Source organism: Thiohalorhabdus sp., from assembly GCF_036628635.1.
Taxonomy (GTDB): domain Bacteria; phylum Pseudomonadota; class Gammaproteobacteria; order Thiohalorhabdales; family Thiohalorhabdaceae; genus Thiohalorhabdus.
On the sequence record NZ_JAZKRM010000008.1, the window covers coordinates 62,054 to 82,209 of the forward strand.

19 protein-coding genes are annotated in these 20,156 nt (G+C 65.9%); 10 read left to right on the plus strand and 9 right to left on the minus strand.

All coding sequences use genetic code 11. The annotated features are described in order from the left end of the window. The first annotated feature begins 14 nt into the window (after positions 1-14). The 3 genes from dnaX to recR all read left to right on the plus strand — a co-directional run bounded on the left by dnaX (position 15) and on the right by recR (position 2,847). The gene (gene dnaX / locus V5A19_RS04495) at positions 15-1,754 is read left to right on the plus strand and encodes a DNA polymerase III subunit gamma/tau (protein ID WP_332318736.1); all 1,740 of its coding nucleotides are present in this window, start codon (positions 15-17) and stop codon (positions 1,752-1,754) included. 22 nt (positions 1,755-1,776) lie between these two features. After that, positions 1,777-2,106, plus strand: a complete 330-nt coding sequence (locus V5A19_RS04500; RefSeq protein WP_332318735.1) for a YbaB/EbfC family nucleoid-associated protein — start codon at positions 1,777-1,779, stop codon at positions 2,104-2,106. Positions 2,107-2,244: 138 nt separating this feature from the next. After that, positions 2,245-2,847 carry a recombination mediator RecR gene (gene recR, locus V5A19_RS04505; protein ID WP_332318734.1) on the plus strand — a complete coding sequence of 201 codons (603 nt, stop codon included), beginning with the start codon at positions 2,245-2,247 and terminating at the stop codon, positions 2,845-2,847. A 195-nt stretch (positions 2,848-3,042) separates the two neighbouring features. Here the strand turns inward: recR and V5A19_RS04510 are convergent, their stop codons facing one another. The 6 genes from V5A19_RS04510 to V5A19_RS04535 all read right to left on the minus strand — a co-directional run bounded on the left by V5A19_RS04510 (position 3,043) and on the right by V5A19_RS04535 (position 8,727). Continuing rightward, the gene (locus V5A19_RS04510) at positions 3,043-3,420 is read right to left on the minus strand and encodes a YkvA family protein (RefSeq protein WP_332327719.1); all 378 of its coding nucleotides are present in this window, start codon (positions 3,418-3,420) and stop codon (positions 3,043-3,045) included. 11 nt (positions 3,421-3,431) lie between these two features. Next, positions 3,432-3,644 (minus strand): dodecin, encoded by a 213-nt coding sequence (locus V5A19_RS04515; RefSeq protein WP_332318732.1) that lies wholly within the window; start codon positions 3,642-3,644, stop codon positions 3,432-3,434. 126 nt (positions 3,645-3,770) lie between these two features. Then, on the minus strand, positions 3,771-4,130 hold the full coding sequence (locus tag V5A19_RS04520; RefSeq protein ID WP_332327720.1) for a hypothetical protein: 360 nt from the start codon (positions 4,128-4,130) through the stop codon (positions 3,771-3,773). Between the two features lie 727 nt (positions 4,131-4,857). Then, a complete protein-coding gene (locus V5A19_RS04525; RefSeq protein ID WP_332318730.1) occupies positions 4,858-5,472 on the minus strand; it encodes a hypothetical protein in 615 nt (204 codons plus the stop codon). Next, positions 5,469-6,323 (minus strand): universal stress protein, encoded by an 855-nt coding sequence (locus V5A19_RS04530; RefSeq protein ID WP_332318729.1) that lies wholly within the window; start codon positions 6,321-6,323, stop codon positions 5,469-5,471. Before V5A19_RS04530 ends, V5A19_RS04525 begins: the two co-directional genes overlap by 4 nt. Continuing rightward, positions 6,313-8,727 (minus strand): Lon protease family protein, encoded by a 2,415-nt coding sequence (locus tag V5A19_RS04535; protein ID WP_332318728.1) that lies wholly within the window; start codon positions 8,725-8,727, stop codon positions 6,313-6,315. The genes V5A19_RS04530 and V5A19_RS04535 overlap by 11 nt, the downstream gene beginning before the upstream one ends. A 156-nt stretch (positions 8,728-8,883) precedes the next feature. Here V5A19_RS04535 and V5A19_RS04540 point away from each other — a divergent pair, with 156 nt between their 5' ends. Next, the gene (locus tag V5A19_RS04540) at positions 8,884-10,857 is read left to right on the plus strand and encodes a monovalent cation:proton antiporter-2 (CPA2) family protein (RefSeq protein ID WP_332318727.1); all 1,974 of its coding nucleotides are present in this window, start codon (positions 8,884-8,886) and stop codon (positions 10,855-10,857) included. A 578-nt stretch (positions 10,858-11,435) separates the two neighbouring features. On the opposite strand, the gene V5A19_RS04545 is transcribed toward V5A19_RS04540, so the two are convergent. Then, positions 11,436-13,811 (minus strand): Tex family protein, encoded by a 2,376-nt coding sequence (locus V5A19_RS04545; RefSeq protein WP_332318726.1) that lies wholly within the window; start codon positions 13,809-13,811, stop codon positions 11,436-11,438. Between the two features lie 238 nt (positions 13,812-14,049). On the opposite strand from V5A19_RS04545, the gene V5A19_RS04550 reads away from it, so the two are divergent. The 3 genes from V5A19_RS04550 to V5A19_RS14300 all read left to right on the plus strand — a co-directional run bounded on the left by V5A19_RS04550 (position 14,050) and on the right by V5A19_RS14300 (position 15,492). After that, positions 14,050-15,042, plus strand: a complete 993-nt coding sequence (locus V5A19_RS04550) for a M48 family metallopeptidase (RefSeq protein ID WP_332318725.1) — start codon at positions 14,050-14,052, stop codon at positions 15,040-15,042. Continuing rightward, positions 15,024-15,218 carry a hypothetical protein gene (locus V5A19_RS04555; RefSeq protein WP_332318724.1) on the plus strand — a complete coding sequence of 65 codons (195 nt, stop codon included), beginning with the start codon at positions 15,024-15,026 and terminating at the stop codon, positions 15,216-15,218. The genes V5A19_RS04550 and V5A19_RS04555 overlap by 19 nt, the downstream gene beginning before the upstream one ends. 151 nt (positions 15,219-15,369) lie before the next feature. Then, on the plus strand, positions 15,370-15,492 hold the full coding sequence (locus V5A19_RS14300) for a hypothetical protein (RefSeq protein ID WP_443081497.1): 123 nt from the start codon (positions 15,370-15,372) through the stop codon (positions 15,490-15,492). A 3-nt stretch (positions 15,493-15,495) separates the two neighbouring features. Here the strand turns inward: V5A19_RS14300 and V5A19_RS04565 are convergent, their stop codons facing one another. Next, on the minus strand, positions 15,496-16,248 hold the full coding sequence (locus V5A19_RS04565; RefSeq protein ID WP_332318722.1) for a polyphosphate kinase 2 family protein: 753 nt from the start codon (positions 16,246-16,248) through the stop codon (positions 15,496-15,498). Positions 16,249-16,397: 149 nt separating this feature from the next. Between V5A19_RS04565 and trxA the strand changes: the two genes are divergently transcribed. Further along, complete coding sequence (trxA, locus tag V5A19_RS04570; RefSeq protein ID WP_332318721.1) at positions 16,398-16,778, plus strand: thioredoxin; 381 nt, start codon at positions 16,398-16,400, stop codon at positions 16,776-16,778. 59 nt (positions 16,779-16,837) lie between these two features. On the opposite strand, the gene nadA is transcribed toward trxA, so the two are convergent. Then, entirely contained in the window at positions 16,838-17,911 is a 1,074-nt protein-coding gene (nadA, locus tag V5A19_RS04575; RefSeq protein WP_332318720.1) for a quinolinate synthase NadA, read from the minus strand. A 153-nt stretch (positions 17,912-18,064) separates the two neighbouring features. Here nadA and V5A19_RS04580 point away from each other — a divergent pair, with 153 nt between their 5' ends. Further along, positions 18,065-19,051, plus strand: a complete 987-nt coding sequence (locus V5A19_RS04580; RefSeq protein WP_332318719.1) for a glutathione S-transferase family protein — start codon at positions 18,065-18,067, stop codon at positions 19,049-19,051. A gap of 56 nt (positions 19,052-19,107) precedes the next feature. Further along, positions 19,108-19,572 (plus strand): BON domain-containing protein, encoded by a 465-nt coding sequence (locus V5A19_RS04585; RefSeq protein WP_332318718.1) that lies wholly within the window; start codon positions 19,108-19,110, stop codon positions 19,570-19,572. Positions 19,573-20,156 lie beyond the last annotated feature (584 nt).

The window sequence follows — 20,156 nt, forward strand, 5'->3', positions numbered from 1 at the left end:
CACACGGCCTGCCCATGAGCTATGTGGTTCTCGCCCGCAAATGGCGCCCCCAGCGCTTCACCGACTTGGTGGGCCAGTCCCATGTGTTACGGCCGCTGACCAATGCCCTGGCTAGTGGCCGCATCGGTCACGCCTTCCTGTTCTCGGGGTCCCGCGGCGTGGGCAAGACCACGGTGGGCCGGTTGCTGGCCAAGGGGCTCAACTGCGAGACGGGGATCACGGCCGAGCCCTGTGGTGAGTGCGGCAACTGCCGCGCCATTGAGGAGAACCGCTTCGTCGACCTCATCGAGGTGGACGCCGCCTCCCGCACCAAGGTCGACGACACCCGCGACCTGCTGGACAACGTCCAGTACATGCCCTCGGTAGGGCGATTCAAGGTGTACCTCATCGACGAGGTGCACATGCTGTCCAACCACAGCTTTAACGCGCTCCTCAAAACGCTCGAAGAGCCCCCCGACCACGTCAAATTCATCTTCGCCACCACCGAGCCGGCCCGGCTCCCGGTGACCATCCTGTCCCGCTGCCTGCAGTTCGAGCTGGGGCGCATCCCCTCCGATCAGATCCGCGAGCGCCTGGCCGCCATCCTCCAGGTTGAAGAGGTTTCCGCCGAAGCCGACGCCCTGGAGTTGGTGGCCCGAGCCGCCGACGGCAGCCTGCGGGACGCCCTTTCCCTGCTGGATCAGGCCATCAACTTCGGCGAGGGGCAGGTGGCCGGCGACCTCGTGCGCGAGATGCTGGGCACCGTCAATCGCGACCGCGTCCTGGGCCTGCTGGAGGCTGTGGCCCGGCGTGAGGGTGAAGCCGTCCTGGCCCGTGTTACCGAGGTGGCCTACAGCGGCATGGACCTGGACGCCGCCCTCGCCGAGCTTCTGGGCTTGCTGCACCGCGTTGCGGTCATACAGATTGTGAGCGGCACTGAGGGGGCCGATGAGACCTTGGTGGCCGAGGAGCGGGCCCGACTGGAAGGGGTAGCCGCGGCAACCCGGCCCGAGGATATTCAACTGTTTTATCAGATCGGGATCCAAGGGCGCAGTGACTTGGCCGACGCCCCCGATCCCCGTGTGGGCCTGGAGATGACTGTCCTGCGCATGGTGGCTTTCGACCCCTTCGAGGCCGACGGTGGGGGGCCGGGCCCCGGGCCCGCAACGGCTGGCGAAAATGCCGCCGGCCGGCCGGGGGATACCGCCAGCTCGGCGAGGGCACCCAGCGGACCGGGAGCCCTCGATGGAGCGCCCCCACCGACTGAAACGGGGGCGGCGGCGCCGGTGGTGGAACCAGCCGTTCCGGATAACGCGGTGGGAGGCGAAGGCCCGGCGGGCTCCAAGGAATCGAAGGTTCAGGACACCGGTTTCGATTCCCACTGGGAGGCCACCCTGGGCCGGCTGGATGTGCCACCGATGTGGCGGGCCTTGCTGGAAACGGCGGTGGCCCGGGAGTTTACCGCCGAGCAGGTGCGGCTGGCCGTGCCGCCGGAGCAGCAGTTCTCCGCCGAGAGCAGCCGGTTCCGGGGGTCGCTGGCCAGTGCCCTCCAGGCCCATTTCGGCACGTGCCCCAAGGTGGCGATCGAGGGGCTTGACGCCGGCGGCGACGAGGAGAGCCCGGCGGCGGCCCGGGAGCGCCAGGCCCGCGAGGCCCAGGAGGCAGCGGCCCAGGCGGTGGCCGATGACCCCCCGGCGCGGGTGCTGCAGGAACAGTTCGGCGCCCAGGTGGAATCGGTTCGGCCCGACGACGCCGACGGGCCGGACCAGAGCTGACCAACAGATCCAGGAGAAAGGCATGAAAGGTGGCATGGGTGGCCTGATGAAACAGGCCAAGGAAATGCAGGAAAAGATGCAGAAGGCCCAGGAGCAGCTGGCCGAGGAGGAGGTTACCGGCCAGGCGGGCGGTGGCATGGTCTCGGTAACCATGACCTGCAAGCACTCGGTGCGTCAGGTTCAGATCGATCCGTCCCTGCTCGAGGACAATGACAATGAGATGCTGGAGGATCTGGTCGCGGCGGCCATGAATGACGCCCTTACTAAGGCCGAGAACCGCAGCCAGGAGCTCATGGGCGACATGACCGGCGGCCTCGGCGATATTCCCGGCCTCGGCGACATGCTCAAGTAACGGCAGTTTTTAGTTTTAAGTATTAAGTTTTAAGAGAAACAAGCCCGGCGGGGATCTAGGTTCCCGAGTGCGGGTCTTGGTTTTTCTTCCGTTACTTAATACTTAATTACTTAACTACTTAAAACTTATGAGGTTCCCGTGAGTGAGCGCGTACCCGCCCTTGATGCCCTGACCGATGCCCTGCAGCGCCTGCCGGGCGTGGGGCCCAAGTCGGCCCGGCGCATGGTCTATCACCTGCTGGAGCGGGACCGGGAAGGGGCCCGCGCGCTGGCGGGGACCCTCGACAATGCCCTGGAGCGGATCCGTCACTGCCGGCGCTGCAACAACCTCACCGAAAACGAGCTTTGTGCCATCTGCGCCTCCGAGCAGCGCGACCAATCCTTCCTGTGCGTCGTGGAAACCCCCTCCGATATACCGGCCGTGGAGCAGGCGGCGTCGTTCAATGGTACCTATTATGTGCTCATGGGACGCCTTTCGCCCCTGGACGGCATCGGTCCCGAAGACCTGCCCTTCGACGGATTGGACCAACGGATCGCGGAAGGGGTGACCGAGGTGGTGGTGGCGACCAATGCCACCGTGGAGGGCGAGGCCACCGCGCACTATATCCAGGACCGCCTCCAGCCCAAGGGCGTGCGAGTGACCCGGTTGGCTCACGGCGTACCCCTGGGCGGCGAGCTGGAGTTCGTGGACGGCTCGACTCTGGATCAGGCGCTGCAGCGCCGGTATTCGCTGGAAGAGTGAGGCGGGCAGGTGTGAGGTCCAAAGCGGATCCGCAGATGACACCGAGGACGCAAATCAAGGCGGGAATTCAAGGATTAACTCTCCGGCAAGCGCTTTCCCCAGACAGGCTCGCAACACCAAAAGGCCCGGCTATTGCCGGGCCTTTTTATCCGCGTGCATCTGGGCAATCTTCGGTTGGTGCTGCTGCCACTGGTGTTACGCCTCGCTCCTCACTGCCCCGCCCAGCCAGCGTTCTACCTGTTCGCGGGCCCGCCCGCGGGCGGCGGGATTGACGTGGGCGGCCACCGTAGCCAAAGCGGCGGTAAGCACGCCTAGGTCGTCGCTGTAGCCCACGCCGGGAATGAAATCGGGAGCGGCGTCCCAGGGAGTCAGGAAATAGCCCAGGGCGCCGTAGATCACCGAACGGGCCCAGGACGGTAGCTCGGGGTCCTGCAGGGTGTGGTGCAGGACCAGGGCTGGTTCGGCGACCCCCCGACCGGCCCGGCACGCGCAGCGCCGAGCGCGGTTCCGGAAGCCGTTCTTCGCGAACCGATGGGCGTAATCCGGGTCGCCTTCTGGAAGCGCTTGGCTCATGGTTCGCCTCCTTAGGGCTCGTCCAGGGTGAAGCCTACCTTGACGGTTACCTGCCAGTGGGCGATGCGGCCATCCTCGATGTGGCCGCGGGTATCGATGACCTCGAACCACCGTAGGTTGTGCAAGGTCGTGCCGGCACGCTCCACAGCGTTGGTCACCGCCTGCTCCATGCCGCTCGCTGACGCACCGGTTAGCTCCACCGTCTTATACACGTGCTCGCTCATGGCGGCCTCCTAGCTGAAAAAAGATGCACCGGAAGCCATTGTATGCCTATTTGGGCTCGAACAGGTCAGTCCTGTGGTCCAGGCCTTGATGATCCGCCAGGTCGCCGGCTTACTCCACCCGCTGCACTAGCTATCCACCCGGCCCATGTATTTTCGCGGATCGGCGATGTCGCTGGTTAGCTTGGTGATGGTGAGGGCCACCACTTCATAGCCGGCCAGCTGGAGGCTAACGTCGTCTCGGACGTAGCCTTCGGCGAGACCCTCCTTGAGGTTGGAGACGATCAGGATCACCTTTTGCTCTGTCCCCGGCTCGTCGAGCCATTCGCTGGCTTGCAGTAGGTCCTCCGTGACGTCCGTGTAGGCGGAGGGCTCCACCCCTTGGGTGAACTGCTGGATGCGGCTCCGGAACTGGTGCTTCTCCTGGCTGGCAGTGCTGGGGCGCTGGTTGAAGGTGGTGTTGGCTAGGATGTTCTTCTCGCTACACATGCCGGTATCGATCCGGCCCACGGCGAAATGGTCCCCGGGGTTCATTTTCGACAGGATGTAGCTGATGATCCGTTGGCCCTTGTCCGGTTCCTGGGTATAGATGCCCGACGCGTCGATCAGCAGTAAGACCCCTTCTCTTCCGGGGCCCGCTGCGGGCAGGCGCCTAGGACCGGTAGGCCAAGGGGCAAGGTCAGCGTTGCCAAGCGCTTGATGCCGATTCCTCTGAGGGTTCCCACTGGCTGGTCGAACGCTTGGCGGAGCTGCCGCCGGCGGCGGCCTTGCGCCTCTTGGTTGCGGCTTGCCCGGCCTTGCCGAACATTAAAAAAGCGGTCGCAGGCGGGCTCCTGCCCGTCAAGGGCCGCTGACGCCGCCCCGGCCGCCATCGCGGCTCGCCCGAAGGGAACAGGCGAGCCGGCCCAGCGCTGCAAAGCGCCTCCTCGACGTGGGTTCACCATCGCGTCACTAAACCGGGCAACCATGCAGGCCATGGCCTCCCCCTCGTAAGGGGTTTAGTGCCGCGACGCCTTGCTCTGAACCGGCTCAAAGGCTCAGAAATGTAACGGAATCTCGGCAGGACACTAGGCTCCATGCAAAAGGCGATAAGTCGCGCCCGACTGTCGCTTCTCGATCGGCCTTATGCAATAAGCGCCGGAAAATCGGCGCCGCCCGGGGAAACGTCTCCGGGCGAAATGGGCTTGCTCTGTCCCGAGGAAGAGACACAACCGACTCAGGTGCCGCTGGCCTGGAAGCGGAGGCGAGTACGCAAGGTCCCGGAGAACCAGGCTTCGATGCTGATCCGCCCCGTCTCCTGGTGGAGATCCAGTCCCGGCCTAGGGGCAGGTTCCAGGGATCGGAAAACGAGAGCCTCTGCCGGGAAGCGTACCTCCAGACTGACATGGAGGGGGAAATAGCTATCAAACAAACGGCGCATGAAGGGTCCATTGCGGAGAACGAAGGTTTTGTCCCCGGTCTGCTCGAGATTCCGGGTTTCCGCTTTCAGGCAGATCTCGGCGCCTTCACGGACGCCGTCAAGCTGGACGGTGGGCCCTTCCACCCGGGCCTGTTCGATGTTGGCCGTCGACAGGACCTCGATGGCCCGGATGCGCTCCTCACGGAAGACAATCTGGGTGGCCCCGAGGGCGTCCATGTTGGAGTGACACTGCTCCAAATGGGTCCAGCCCGTTTTTAGGGCCCGTTTATCGATGGTGATTCGGTTGCGGTGATGGTGAACCTCCTCCCGTGGCGGCTCGGCCAGGAAGCGGGGGTCCGGTTCCGAGTTCGGCTCGCCGACTGCAGAACCGGCGACAACGGCCAAGGCGGTAGCGAGGAGCCAGCCCCTCAAGGCACGAACACCACGGGCGGGATCACCGCTTCCACCAGGCGAGCTCCGTTATCGCCGGTCAAGGCCGGGCTACTGCGGCTGACCACCAGAGCACGTCCTTCCCGGGAATGCACCGCTTGTGCCAGCCTTTCCCAGGAGGTGCCCGCTAGCACCTGAACATCCGCCTCAGCCCCTTGATCCGCCAGCCAGGTTTCGGCGCGTCGGCGGAGGTCATCCACGGTTTCCGGATCCGCAGGGGGTAGCAGAAGGGTCAGCGACAGGCTATCGCGGCGGGCAATGCGAAGCGCGGTGGCCAGTGCCCGATATCCCGGTTCGGGCTGGTCAAACAGGACCATGGTGGGTCGTTCCCCCTGGCGGCCGGGCTCCTCCAGAACCATGACCCTCAGCGAGGCTTCGCCAATCAGGTGCCGGGCGGTGGAGCCCAATCGGCCAGGGCGCAGAACGGAGCCCCCGGTCTTGCCCACGACGATCAGGTCCTCGGGGGTGATGTAGGCCAGGGCCTGTGCCACCACCCCTCCCCTCGCGACCTCCAAGGATGCGGTGATGGCGTGGCGTTCGCTCAGGCCCCGGAGGAGCTGCTGGATATCACGGGCCTGACCGCGCAGGCGGCGCTCGATGCGCGCCGGATCCATCGGCCGCAAGGTCCCCGAGGTGGGACCGATCTCCTGGGTGAAGGGAAGAGCGGCCGAGCGCAGGATGTCCTCCTCTTCCACGAACAGGCCTAGCAGCTCGGTCCCGCTGCGGGCCGCCAGCTTCGCCGCCTCCTCAAGGGCGGCCCGGCTGGGATGGGAGGCGTCCACCAGCACCACCAGTCGGCGGATAGTGTCGTCGCGGCGGGCCTCATCCGTCATCGCCGCTGCCGTCCTGGTCGCTCTTCTCCCGGCGGTGGATTTGGCTCAGCTCCTCCAGCCGGTCCTCCACCCGGCGATTGACGGTGCCCTCGGGGTAGCGCCCCTCGACGTCCGGCTCGCCGGCCTCTTCCCCGGTGAGCAGGGCTAGGGACTCGTCCACGTTGGCCACCGGATGGACCGCGAAACGGCCCGCCTCCACCGCATCCCGTACATCCTCCCGGAGCATGAGATGGGTAACGTTGCTCTGGGGGATGATGACCCCCTGGTCGCCGGTCAGCTCGCGGTCAGCGCAGATGTCGTAAAAGCCCTCGATTTTCTCGTTGACTCCGCCAATGGCCTGGACCTCGCCGTGCTGGTTGACCGATCCCGTCACCGCTAGCGACTGCTTAAGCGGGGTGTCGGCGAGAACCGACAGCAGCGCGCATAGCTCGGCGGCGGAGGCCGAGTCACCCTCGATCATGCCGTAGGACTGCTCGAAGGTGAGGCTGGCAGCCAGCGGCAGGCTACGGTTGCGGGCATAGCGGGCACCCAGGAAGCTGGACAGGATCATGACGCCCTTGGAGTGGATGGGCCCGCTCATTTCCGTCTCGCGCTCGATATTGGTCACCTCGCCATCGCCCAGCCGGGCGGTGGCGGTGATGCGCTGCGGCCGGCCGAAGGTGAAGCCACCCAAGTCGAGCACCGCCAAACCGTTGATCTGGCCCACCTTGGCGCCGGTGGTGTCGATCATCAGGATGTCGCGCTGGATAGCCTCCTGCATGCGGTCCCGCACCCGCTCGGCGCGGTAGGCCTGCTTGTCGATGGCCTGCTGCACGTCATCGGCGCCCACCTGATCGCGGCCCGCATCCCCGGCCCAGAAGTCCGCTTCGCGCAGCAGGTCGGCCAAATCCCCGGCGTGCAGGGATAACCGTTCACTGTCTGCCACTAGGCGCGAGGCGTGCTCCAGCACCCGCGCCACACCCGTCTTGTGGAATGGCTTCAGCTCCTCGCGGCGGACCAGGGTGCCGACGAGACGGGCGTAGAGCTCGTTGTTGGCCTCGTCGCGGGGTAGCTCCTCCTCGAAATCGGCCTGGACCTTGAACAGCTCTTGGAAGTCGGGCTCATACTCGGCCAGCAGGTAGTACAGGAAGCGGTCGCCGAGCAGAACCACCTTGACGTTCAAGGGCATGGCCTCTGGTTCCAGGGAGACGGTGGCCAGAAGGCTGTACATCTGCTGGAGAGACTCGATGCGTACCTCGCCGGCGTAAAGAGCGCGTTTGAGGCCCTCCCAGGCAAAGGGCTGCATCAGCACCTTGCGTGCGTCCAGGATGAGGTAGCCGCCATTGGCCCGGTGCAGCGCGCCAGGGCGGATCAGGCGGAAGTCGGTAAGCAGGGCCCCCTGCTGGGCCTGGTGCTCCACCCGGCCTACCAGGTGCTGGTGGGTGGGCAGGTCGGCGTACACCACCGGTGCCCCCTCCGCCTGGCTGTTATCCACCAGGGCGTTGACCCGGTAGCGGCGCAGGATGGCCTCGTAGGCGCCCTCCTCTTCCTGTTCCTGCTGCTGCTGTTGCTGCTGCTGGCGGAAGTGGTCGACGTGGTCGATGACGTCCTGCTTGATGGCCTCTAGATGGGCGTGAAGGGCCTCTCGCTCCGGATGCTTGTGCTTGATGTCGTCGATGAGGTGGCCCACGGCGAAATCGGCCATCTCGCGGTTGATCTCGTTCACCTTCTCCTGGGTCTCCTGGCGCCACTTGGGGACCTGGCGCAGGACCCACTGCAGCTTCTCCTGGAGCTCGGAGATATCCGCTTCCACCTGGCGGCGCTCGTCCTCCGGTAGCTTCTGGAATTCCTCGGGGCCGAGCACCTCGCCGTCGCGTACCGGCGCGAAGGTGAAGCCCCCGGGCGTCTGCATGAGCGTTATATCCTTCTTCTCGGCCTCCTCCTGGATCTCCTGGAAGGCCTGCTCCTGGCGCTGGTTGAATTCCTGCTGCAGCTCATGGATGCGGTTCTGGTACTCGTCGCTCTCGAAGGTGGCGGGGATGGCCGTCCGCAGCTCTTCGACCATGTCGTCCATGTCGTCCCGCAGTTGCTTGGCGGCCCCGGCCGGAAGCTGAAGCAGAGTGGGCCGGTTGGCCTCCTCGAAGTTGTGCAGGTAGCAATAGTCGGGGGGTACGGCCTCTGTCGCGGCCCGTTCCTCGAGGAAGCGCTTAACCACGGTATGCTTGCCGATGCCGTTGGGACCCAGGACGAACAGGTTGAAACCGCTGCTGGCCATGCCGGCCCCGAAATGGAGGGCGTCGATGGCCCGGTCCTGGCCGATGATCTGCTCCAGGTCGGCGACCTCGTCAGTGGTCTCGAAGGGCAGGCTATCGGGATCCAGGCGCCGGTATAGCGATTTCGAATCAAGGGGAGCGGGTCCGGTCATAGTCTCTCTCGGTGGTGGGTAAACGATTAGCCTGTAGCAACTACCATAGACGCCTATCGGCTTCCCTTGGAAGCCCGCTGACGGGCTTTCCCGGCGGGCCGGGTTGTGTACCCTGGGAGTAGCCTCCCGAGGCGGCTCCCCCATCTACGGAGAATCATGGAAGCCAATCCCCTCCAGGACGTTCTGATCCTGCTGGCCCTTTCCGTCCTCACTGTGGCGGCGCTGGGCCGCGTTCACCTGCCGCCCATCCTGGGCTATCTGTTCGTGGGGCTGGTCGCCGGTCCCCATGCCCTCGGTTGGATCCACGACACCGAGGCCATCCACTTCCTGGGCGAGATCGGGGTGGTGTTCCTGCTGTTCACCATCGGCCTGGAGTTCTCCGTGCCCCAGTTCCTGGCCATGCGGGGGACGGTCCTGGGCCTGGGCGGCACCCAGGTGGCCCTGGTCACCGCCCTGGGTGCGGGTCTGGCCATGGCCTTGGGCCTGGGCTGGGAGGCCGGGGTCGTCTTCGGCGGTGCCCTGGCCCTGTCCTCCACGGCCATGGTGGTCAAGCAGCTCATCGAGCAGGTGGAGCTGCAGTCGCGCCATGGACGCAACGCCCTGGGCATCCTGCTGTTCCAGGACATCGCCGTGGTGCCCTTCCTGGTGCTGATCCCCATCCTGGCCGCCGCCGGGGATCAGCCCATGCTCCAGCCCATCCTGTGGGCCCTGGCCAAAGGCGCCGCCGCCTTCGCCGTCATGTTCGCTGTCGGCCACTGGGTCCTGCGGCCGCTGTTCCACGAGGTGGCCCGCGCCCGTTCGGGGGAGCTGTTCACCCTGACCGCGCTCATGGTGGCCCTGGCCGCGGCCTGGGTGACCAACCAGATGGGCCTGTCCCTGGCCCTGGGGGCCTTCCTGGCGGGCCTCATGCTCGGTGAGACCGAGTACCGGCACCAGGTGGAGGCCGACATCCGGCCCTTCCGCGACGTGCTTTTGGGGCTGTTCTTCATCACCATCGGCACGCGGCTGGACCTGTTCCAGCTGCCCGAGCTTTGGCCCCGGGTGCTGGGGCTGCTGGCCTTCCTGGTGGTGGGCAAGGGCCTGCTGATCATCGCCCTTGCCCGTCTGGCCGGCAATGAAAAAGGGGTGGCCCTGCGCACCGGAATGGTCCTGGCCCAGGGGGGCGAGTTCGGCTTCGCCCTGATGGCGCTGGCCATGAGCCACAATCTGTTCGAGCCGGCCACCAGCCAGGCCTTGCTCCTGGCCGTGGGCCTTTCCATGGCCCTGACGCCGTTCCTGGTGCGCTACAACGGGGTGGTAGCCAAGTGGCTCCTGACCGGCAGCTACATGCGCCAGCGTGCCAACCGGGAGGCCGAGGTGGCCGAGGAGGTCACCGGGCTTGAGGGCCACGTCATCCTCTGCGGATTCGGCAGGGTCGGCCAAAACCTGGCCAAATTCCTGCGCGACGAGGGATTGGAGTACGTCGCGCTGGATTTGGACCCGCTGCGGATCCGCGAAGCCCGGGATGCCGGCGAGCGCGTCTTCTTCGGGGACTCGACCCACCGCGAGCTGCTGGAGGCGGCGGGTTTGGAACGGGCCCGGGCCATGGTGATCACCTTCGACGAGCACTACGCCGCCATGAAGATCCTTGCCCGCGTCCGCCAGACCAATCCCGACATCCCCATCCTGGTGCGGACCCGCGACGATTCCTACATGGAGCGGCTGAATCAGGCGGGCGCCACCGAGGTCCTGCCCGAATCGCTGGAGGCCAGCCTGATGCTGGCCACCGAGCTGCTGCTGTCGCTGGATGTCCCCAACGATGAGGTCATGCGCCTTTTGGAGAATGCCCGCGCCACCGGCTACAGGAACCTGCGGGGGGTGTTCGCGAGTACCGAGCCGGCCGAGCTTGAGCAAGGCAACTCGGCTCGCCTTCACTCGGTAATCCTTCCCGCGGAGGCTTACGGGGTCGGCAGGAGCCTCGAGGAGCTGGGGCTGATCCACGGGGACGTGCAGGTAACCGCAATCCGACGGGGCGGTGTTCGGGGCGAGGATCCCGCCCCGGAGCTCGAGCTACGCAGCGGCGATGCCCTGGTCCTCCAGGGCACCCCCGAGCAGATCGAGTGGGCCGAGAAACGGTTGCTCAGCGGCTAGACGTCCTGCACCCCGCCGGGGGGGCGGCCCCGCTTCCCCTCCTGACCCTGAGCGGGTCGGGTCCGGCAGCGCCCGGCCGGCCCGCAAACGGCCGGGGATCCGGTCTCCGGTCCTGGAAAAACGCACAGGGCCGGATCATGGCGCAACGGCTGGTACGCCGGCATTGGCACCGACCTGCGTACTGGCTCGCCGGTTACGGGAATCGACCGCCGGCGGCGGGTCACGGCGGCCGACGGCACCACCCCGACTACGACCGCCTGATCCCGGCTACCGGACCGCGGCCGGTGCGCCTGCCTGTCCCCGCGGCAGACCTGCCCGGGGTGGCCCCCTTCCGCGACATCGCCGACGCCGAGCCGAGCGGGTCTAATCCCTACTGGACGAGCTCAAGGCCGGCGCGGGGGATGGGATCGCCTTCACCAGCCGGCCGGCAGCAGGTGCGGTGTCTGTTCCGGATGGCCCGTGGCGCGGCCTCGAGGCCGGACTGACTGTCGCCCTCTGGCCGAGTACAGCGCCACCCCCGCCAGAAGCAATTTCATTAAGCCGCTGGTGCGGGTTATGGAGGCCGGGCTGGGCGGCGCCTAGTCGTCCTGGTTGGTCCGGGCCCGCCGGAAGGCTTTGGCTAGGGCCCCTTCCGGTTCCTTGCCACCCTTGTCGGGGCCTTTCCGGTCCTTGCCCTTGGGCTTTTTCGCCTTGGTCGCCTTGGCTTCCGGCGCCGGGACGGCCCGGCCTTCGCCGACCTCCTTCTGCATCTTCATGGAGAGCCCGATCCGCTGGCGCTCGGTGTCCACCTCCAGCACCCGCACTTTGACCACATCACCCGGTTTGGTGACCTCTCTGGGGTCGGCCACGTAGCGATCGGCCATCTGCGAGATATGCACCAGGCCGTCCTGATGGACGCCCACATCAACGAAGGCCCCAAAGTTGGTGACGTTGGTGACCACGCCATCCAGGATCATGTCCGGCTCCAGATCGGCTAGGGTCTCCACGCCTTCCCGGAAATGGGCCGTCTCGAACTCGGGGCGGGGATCGCGGCCGGGCTTTTCCAGCTCGGTTAGGATGTCGGTCACGGTGGGGACGCCGAAGCGGTCGTCGGTATAGGCCTCCGGCCGCAGGCCGCGCAGCAGCTCGGCATTGGCCACAACCTCCTCCATGGGCCGGCCGACATCGGCCAGGATGCGCTCCACCACCGGGTAGGCTTCGGGGTGGACCGCCGAGGCATCCAGCGGATTGTCGCCACCCTGGATGCGCAGGAAGCCCGCGGCCTGCTCGAAGGTCTTGGCGCCCAGCCGGGGCACCGCCTTGAGGGCTTCGCGATCCGGGAAAGCGCCGTGCTCGTCGCGGTGGGCCACCAGGCGCTCGGCGAGGCCGGCGTTGAGCCCGGAGACGCGGGTGAGCAGCGACGCCGATGCGGTATTGGCGTCCACCCCTACGGCGTTGACGGCGTCCTCCACCACCGCATCCAAGGTGCGCGCTAGCCGTGTCTGGGAGACATCGTGCTGGTACTGGCCGACGCCGATGGATTTGGGCTCGATCTTGACCAGCTCGGCCAGGGGGTCCTGCAGCCGCCGGGCGATGGACACCGCGCCGCGCAGGGAGACGTCGAGCTCCGGCAGCTCATTGGCTGCTTGCTCCGAGGCCGAGTACACCGAGGCCCCGGCCTCGGACACCATGACCTTCTCAAGACCCAGCTCGGGGTGGGCCTTAAGCAGATCGATGGCGAGGCGGTCGGTTTCCCGGCTGGCGGTGCCGTTGCCGATGGCCACCAGCTCCGCGGTGTGTTTTTTGGCCAGGCCGGCCAGGGTGTGGATGGCCTGGTCCCACTGCTTCTGGGGGGCGTGCGGGTAGATGGTAACCGTGTCGACCACCTTGCCCGTGGCATCCACCACCGCCACCTTGCAGCCGGTGCGCAGGCCCGGGTCGATGCCGATGACCGGCCGGGTGCCGGCGGGTGCGGCCAGCAGCAGGTCGCGGATGTTGGCGGCGAACACCCGGATGGCCTCGTCCTCGGCGCGCTCGCGCAGGCGGCCGGTGAGCTCGGTCTCCAGCTTGGTAAGCACCTTCACCCGCCAGGTGAAGCGCACCACCTCGGCCAGCCAGGGATCGGCGGGCCGTGGCCCGGTGGGGGGCTCGCGCGACCCTTCGCGCGTTTCGGGTGAAGTCGCGCGGATTCCGAACCGGGCGGCGATATGGCTTTCACCAGGGCCGAAGGCGCGCGGGTCGCGCTCCTCGTCGCCGACGATAAGATCGAGCTTGAGGATGCCCTCATTGCGGCCACGGAACAGGGCCAGGGCGCGGTGGGAGGGAATGGCCTTGATGGGCTCGCGGTAGTCGAAATAGTCGGAGAACTTGGTGCCCTCGCTTTCCTTGCCGTCGACCACCGTCGAGCGCAAAGCGCCGTGCTCCCAGGCGTACTCGCGCAGTTCCCCCACCAGCTCGGGATTCTCGGCCCATTCCTCCATGAGGATGGCGCGCGCGCCTTCCAGCGCAGCCCTGGTGTCGGCTATCCCGGCTTCGGGATCGACGAATTGGCCGGCGAGGGCTTCCGGGTCCTGCGTTGGATCGTCGTAGAGGGTTCGCGCCAGCGGCTCCAGGCCGGCCTCGATGGCCTTCTGGCCCTTGGTGCGCCGCTTGGGCTTGTAGGGGGCGTAGAGATCCTCCAGGCGCGTCTTGGTCGCCGCCGCCCGGATGGCCGCTGCCAGCTCCTCGGTGAGCTGGCCCTGCTCGCCGATGGTGGCCAGGACCGTCTCGCGGCGCTCCTCCAGCTCGCGCAGGTAGCGCAGGCGCTCCTCCAGGTTGCGCAGCTGGGTGTCGTCGAGGGCACCGGTGGCCTCCTTGCGGTAGCGGGCGATGAAGGGGACGGTGGCGTCGTTGTCGAGCAGGCGGACGGTCGCCGCCACCTGGTCTTCGGTCACGCCGAGCTCTTCGGCGATGCGGCCGGTGATGGTATGCGCCATGGGGGTCGTAATCTCCCGAGGAGGACTTGGGGGGGCGCATTGTACTGACGGTGGCGGTATTCCGGAATTCCTGGGATAACGGCCCCGGGGTGGCCCCGCCCGTAAGGGAGTGGCTTGCCCTGGGGAGCGGGGGAGCCTTGCCTAGGCCTTTTCCGGGAGCAAACGAGGAAGGGAAGGGCCCTGGTGTGGTAACGCTCAACCTGGTAGTTAGGAAAGAGAGAGACCAAGGAGATCCCTCATGATGGTAACTGTCCGGCTGCGTTTGGTTTTGGCTACGGTTACCCTTGCCGTTTTGGCCGCCTGCCAGACGGTACCGGAGACGGGACGGTCCGCACTGTCCCTGGTGCCCCGATCGCAAACGCAGGCGATGGGCGCCGAAGCCTTTTCGGACCTGAAGGACAAAGAGGGGCTGAGCGAGGATCCGAGGGCCCGGGATCGGGCCCGTCGGGTGGGGCGGCGGGTTGCCGGGGTGGCCCAAGAGGCCACGGGGGTGCCCGCAGGGGAATGGGAGATCGCTGCCTTTGCCGGGGACCCGAAGAATGCCTTCGCCCTGCCGGGTGGGCACATCGGGGTGTATGAGGGCATCCTGGAGGTCGCCGAAAGCGACGCCGAGCTGGCTACGGTCATGAGCCACGAGGTGGCCCATGTTGCCGCCCGCCACGGTGGCGAGCGCATGTCGCAGAGCCTTCTGGTATCCCTGGGTGGCCTGGCCCTGAGCGCTGCCCTGCAGGAAGAGCCGGAGCGGACCCGGCAGCTCTATCTGGCCGCCTTTGGCCTGGGGGCCCAGGTGGGATTCCTGCTGCCGTACAGCCGGCGCCACGAGCTGGAGGCGGACCGCATCGGCCTGATCTACATGGCTCGGGCAGGCTACGATCCCCGGGCCGCGGTGGACTTCTGGCAGGGCATGGAAGAGGCCGGCAAGGGCGGCGAGGTCCCCGAGCTCCTCTCCACCCATCCCAGTCATGGTCGTCGGATCGACCGCCTCAAGCGGTTCATGCCCGAGGCCCTGAAAGCCTATCGCCAGACCCGGGCGAAGGGGGCCGGGAAGGGGGGCGGTGACCTTACCGGCGGCGTGCAAGCCCGGGGCTCGTCCCCTAAGGAGGGATCAGGCGACCACCTTCCATGTCGGGAGGTGGGGAGGTCCGGAGCCCGGGGGCAAGGACCCAAGCTGCCCCTCGTCGACCATAAATCCATCGCAGGAGGTCAGCTGGCATGCAAGGACATGGGATGAATCGGCTTGGTCACGGGCTCCTGGTGATGGTCCTGTTGGGGCTGCCGGCAGCAGGGGGTGCCGCCGAGCCCGTCACCCCCAAGCTGACCCCCAAGCTGGACCGGCTGCTCCGCCAGGAGATGGCCGCCGTGGAGGAGGCCATGCAGGCCATATTCGCGGCCATGATCAGGGGTTAAGCACAGCACGGTGGCCGAGAAGGCCCAGCAGGTCCATGACAGCTTCATCCTGGATCAGAATCTGACCCCGGCGGAACGCAAGGACCTCCAGGCGGCCTTGCCCTAGGCCTTCCTGGCGCTGGACCAGGCCTTCCACGCCGACGCCGCGGCCCTGGCCGAGGCCGCCCGCGCCGAGGACTCGGACCGCCAGCTGGCGCTTTTCCAGTCCATGAGCCGGGCCTGCGTGACGTGCCACCGGCGTTACGTCGGCGATCGCTTCCCCGGCTTGCGGTGAGCCCTAGGCGGTGGGCCGGCCCGTGAATGGCGGCAGGTCCAGGCCGTTGGCTTCGCCCCGAGCCCGGATGGCGTTGGCAACCGCTTGCATGACCCGGATGCGGGCGTAGCGCTTGTCGTCGGCGGGGATGACCGTCCAGGGAGCGGCGGCCGTATCGGTGGCGTGCAGGGCGTCCTCGGCGGCGGTCATGTAGGCGTCCCAGTTGGCCCGGTTGCGCCAATCCTCGTCGCCCATTTTCCAGGCCTTGAGTGGATCGGCCAGGCGGGCCTCGAAGCGATGCAGCTGCTCCTCGGCATCGATGTGGAGCCAGCACTTGACCAGGGCGACTCCGGCGTCGGCGAGGGTGCGCTCGAAGTCGTTGAGCTCGCGGTAGGCGCGCTGCCACTCCCGCTCCGCGGCCAATCCCTCCACACGCTCCACCAGGACCCGCCCGTACCAGGAGCGATCGAAGACGGCCACCTCCCCGGGCAGGGGCAACTTAGTCCAGAAGCGGTAGAGGTGATGACGGGCGTGCTCTTGCCAGGAGGGCGGGCCGACGCGATAGACCCTGAAGCCACGGGGGTCCAGGGGGCGGACAAGCCGGCGGATGGCACCGCCCTTGCCGGAGGCGTCCATGCCTTCCAGGGCGACCATGGCCCGGACACCATGGCGTAAAGCGCTTTGCTGGAGGTGTACCAGCTCCAGTTCCCAAGCCTGTAGGCGGTCTTTGTAGTCCGCCTTGGTCAGGTGGCGACCCATGTCGAGGGTGTTCAGCAAGGAATTACCCGGCTGGTGACCGGGAACGTGTCCCGGGCTGGTCTATCCAACTACTTATACGGGGTTGCGCCTACGTGCACACGTGGGAGGATTAGTACCCATTTTCGTCTCGAACGGGGCCTCGGCCTCGGATTGAAAAGGAGCCCGATTTGGCGACTACCGAGCTGACCAAGGAAAACTTCGAAAACGTAATCACGAATAACGACATAGTCTTTGTGGACTTTTGGGCCTCCTGGTGCCAGCCCTGCAAGACCTTCGCCCCGGTCTACGAGGAGGTTTCCGAGGAGTACCCGGATATCGTCTTCGGTAAGGTGGACACCGAGAATGAGCAGGAGTTGGCCGGCCATTTCGGCATCCGCTCCATCCCCACCCTAATGCTCTTCCGCGAGCAGGTCATCATCTTCCAGGAGTCCGGTGTGCTGCCGCGCGAGGGCCTGGAAAGCATCATTCAGCAGGCCCGTGAGCTGGATATGGATCAGGTGCGCGCCGACATCGAGCAGAATCAGGCCGAGCAGGACGACCAAGGCTGAATAAAACGACTGGGGCATGAAAAGGGTCCAAAGAGCCCTTTTAAGAACCCCTTTGGGCCTCAGTCGCCTAAGAGCCGCCGCTTGCGCTCCTCATTGAAGTCAAGCATGCGCTTGAGGGGGCGCATGGCTTGCCGGCCGGTTTCCGGGTCCACGTGGATCTCGTTGTCGCCTTCCTTGAGGGCGGTCACCAGGTTGGAAACCCCGTTCATGGCCATCCAGGGGCAGTGCCCGCAGCTCTTGCAGGTGGCGCCGGCCCCTGCACTGGGCGCCTCCAGGAAGGTTGCCCCCGGTGCCTCCGCCTGCATCTTGTGGAAGATGCCGCGATCGGTGGCGACGATGTAGGTGGGCGCCTGGAAGTCCTTTACCGCCTGAATGAGCTGAGTGGTGGAGCCCACCACGTCGGCCAGCTCGATGACCGGCTCCGGTGATTCCGGGTGCACCAGCACCTTGGCCTCGGGATGCTCGGCCTTCAAGGCCTCGAGCTCGCTACCCTTGAAGTGGTCGTGGACGACGCAGGAGCCCGGCCAGTTGAGGATGTCGGCGCCCGTGGCGCGCTCGATGTAATGCCCCAGGTGCTTATCCGGGGCGAACAGCACCTTCTCGCCGCGCTCGTGCAGGTGGCCCACCAGATCCACCGCGATGGAGGAGGTCACCACCCAGTCGGCGCGGGCCTTAACCGCTGCCGAGGTGTTGGCGTAGACCACCACCGTGCGATCGGGATGGTCGTCGCAGAAGGCGGCGAACTCGTCGGCTGGACAGCCCAGGTCGAGGGAGCATTCGGCCTCCAACGACGGCATGAGCACCCGTTTCTCGGGGTTGAGGATCTTGGCGGTCTCGCCCATGAAGCGGACCCCGGCCACCACCACGGTGCTCGCTGGGCTATCGTGACCGAAGCGGGCCATCTCCAGGGAATCGGCCACCGTGCCGCCGCTTTCCTCGGCCAGATCCTGGAGGTCTTCCGAGGTGTAGTAATGGGCCACCAGGACCGCGTCCTGTTCCCTTATCAGGCGTTTGGCCTCCGCGACCAGCCGTTCCCGTTCCTCCGGGCCCATGGCCCGTTCGCGATCCTCGACGCTCGGCCCCTCGGGGAGCTGGTCCTCGGTCACCTCGGGGATGGTGATCGTGGCATCCATGCGCTGACTCCTGTTGGCCCCGCTTCAGTCGGGGCTGGCTGGCCCTTCGTGAATTTTTAGGATGTGGGGTGGCACGAAGCAGTTAAAGTCTACCCTGCCCTTTAGACTGGGTGAAAGCCGGAAATTTCCGAGTATAGCGCTGAGGAATGGGACATGGGCAAGCTTATCGACGGCGTCTGGCAGAAGCAGACGTTTGCCCCGGAGACCCGGCATGGCCGGTTCGTGCGACCGGACAGCCCCTTCCGGAACTGGGTGTCCCGGGACGGCTCCAGTGGTTTTTCGGCCGAGGCCGGGCGGTACCATTTGTATGTATCCCTGGCCTGTCCGTGGGCCCACCGCACCCTGATCTTCCGCAAGCTCAAGGGACTCGAGGACGCCATCACCGTATCGGTGGTGGATCCCGTCATGGGCGAGGAGGGATGGCACTTCTCGCAGGGCTCGGGCTGTATCCCCGACAACGTCAACGGCTGCGCCTATCTGCGCGAGGTCTATGTCCTTGGCGACCCCCACTACACCGGTCGGGTGACGGTCCCCCTGCTGTGGGACAAGTTCGCCGGCGCAGCGGTGAGCAACGAATCCGCCGACATCATCCGCATGCTCAATAGCGCCTTCGACGATATCGCCGACGACCGCATCGATTTCTACCCCGCCGACCTGCGGGAGGCCATCGATGGGGTCAACGCCTGGGTCTACGATGCCGTCAACAACGGTGCCTACAAGACCGGCTTCGCTCAGACCCAGGCGACCTACGAGGAGGCCTTCGACACGCTGTTTGCCGCCCTCGATGCCATTGAGGACCGCTTGGCCGCGCACCGCTTCCTGGTGGCCAACCGCATTACCGAGGCCGATTGGCGGTTGTTCACCACCCTGGTTCGGTTCGATCCTGTATACGTCAGCCACTTCAAGTGCAACCGGCATCGTATCAACGATTTCCCCAACCTGGCCGGTTACTTGCGTGACCTGTATCAGGTGCCCGGGGTGGCGCAGACGGTCGAACTGGATCACATCAAGCGCCATTATTACCAAAGTCACCCGGGGCTGAACCCTACCTGCATCGTCCCCAAGGGACCGGTGCTGGATTACAGGGCCGAACACGATCGGGGCCGTTTCCCTTACGAGGGGCCTGCCCTGGCCGGCTGATACTGCGCGAACAGGCATTTTCAGACGTCTAGCGAATCCATAGGAGAGAGTGAACCATGCCTCATTACATTCGGATCGGGGCCCTGCTGGCAGCGCTGCTTATAGCGTCCTCAGGCGCTTGGGCCCAGAACCAAGCCCCGAACGAGAGCGGCTCGACCCATGGCGGTAAGAGCGAGGAAGCTGGGGGCGTCACCAAGGAGCTTAAGGATCTCGGGCGGGAGATCCAGCGCGCCATGCGGGAGCACGGCGAGTACGCCGGGGACCGGCTGGGCAAGCTTGGTGAAGAAGGGCGTACCTGGATGGGCGACCGGGCCCTTCAGGCCCGCGTCAAGACAACAATAATGGGGGTGCTGGGGGTGGCTAGCGTGGGCCAGATCAACGTGGACGTGGACGGAGGGGTGGTTACCCTGACCGGTGAGCTGGATTCCTGGGAGCGTGTGGCACGGGCGGTCCAGGCCACCAATCAGGTGGAGGGTGTTCGCCGGGTGGTATCCCGGTTGAATGTCCCCGACGCGGCCTGAGGCCAGTGATGTCGCTCGGCGCCGCCAAGGTTGGTCGGGGAAAAGGGCGGTCACTGCAAGGGCCGCCCTTTTTTCGGCGATCCGATCCGCGGCCCAGCCACTAGGTCCCCTTCCTGGCGCTAAAGGTCGGGGCCACGTCCAGGACCAGAAAGGTCACGGCGATGGCACCCAGCATGCCCGGGACAAAGTGGATGTGCTGCTACTGGAACCTCCCCCTTGTGGCCGAGCACTGGCCGCCCCAGCCAGCCACCAATCCAGCCCACGACGACCTTGGAAAAGAGCAAGCCCCCCCGACTCGGCCTAATAGCCGAAGCCGTATTGGATGATGGCGGCTACGATTATCGCCATAATCAGGGTAATCAGGAAACTGATAAGGTTCATGCCACTCAGGGGTTGATCCCCTGGAATGTACAGTGATGCCGCGGAAAAAGGGGCAAATTGGGCGTTCCTCGGTTATCAAGGGAAATTTTTAAATCCTAAAAACAATATCTTACAGGAAAATTTGGCATTCAAATGAGTATTATAAAAATTGGGATCGGACCATCAGTCCGGACCAGCTTTCAGTAGGTAGTAGAGGTGTTCAA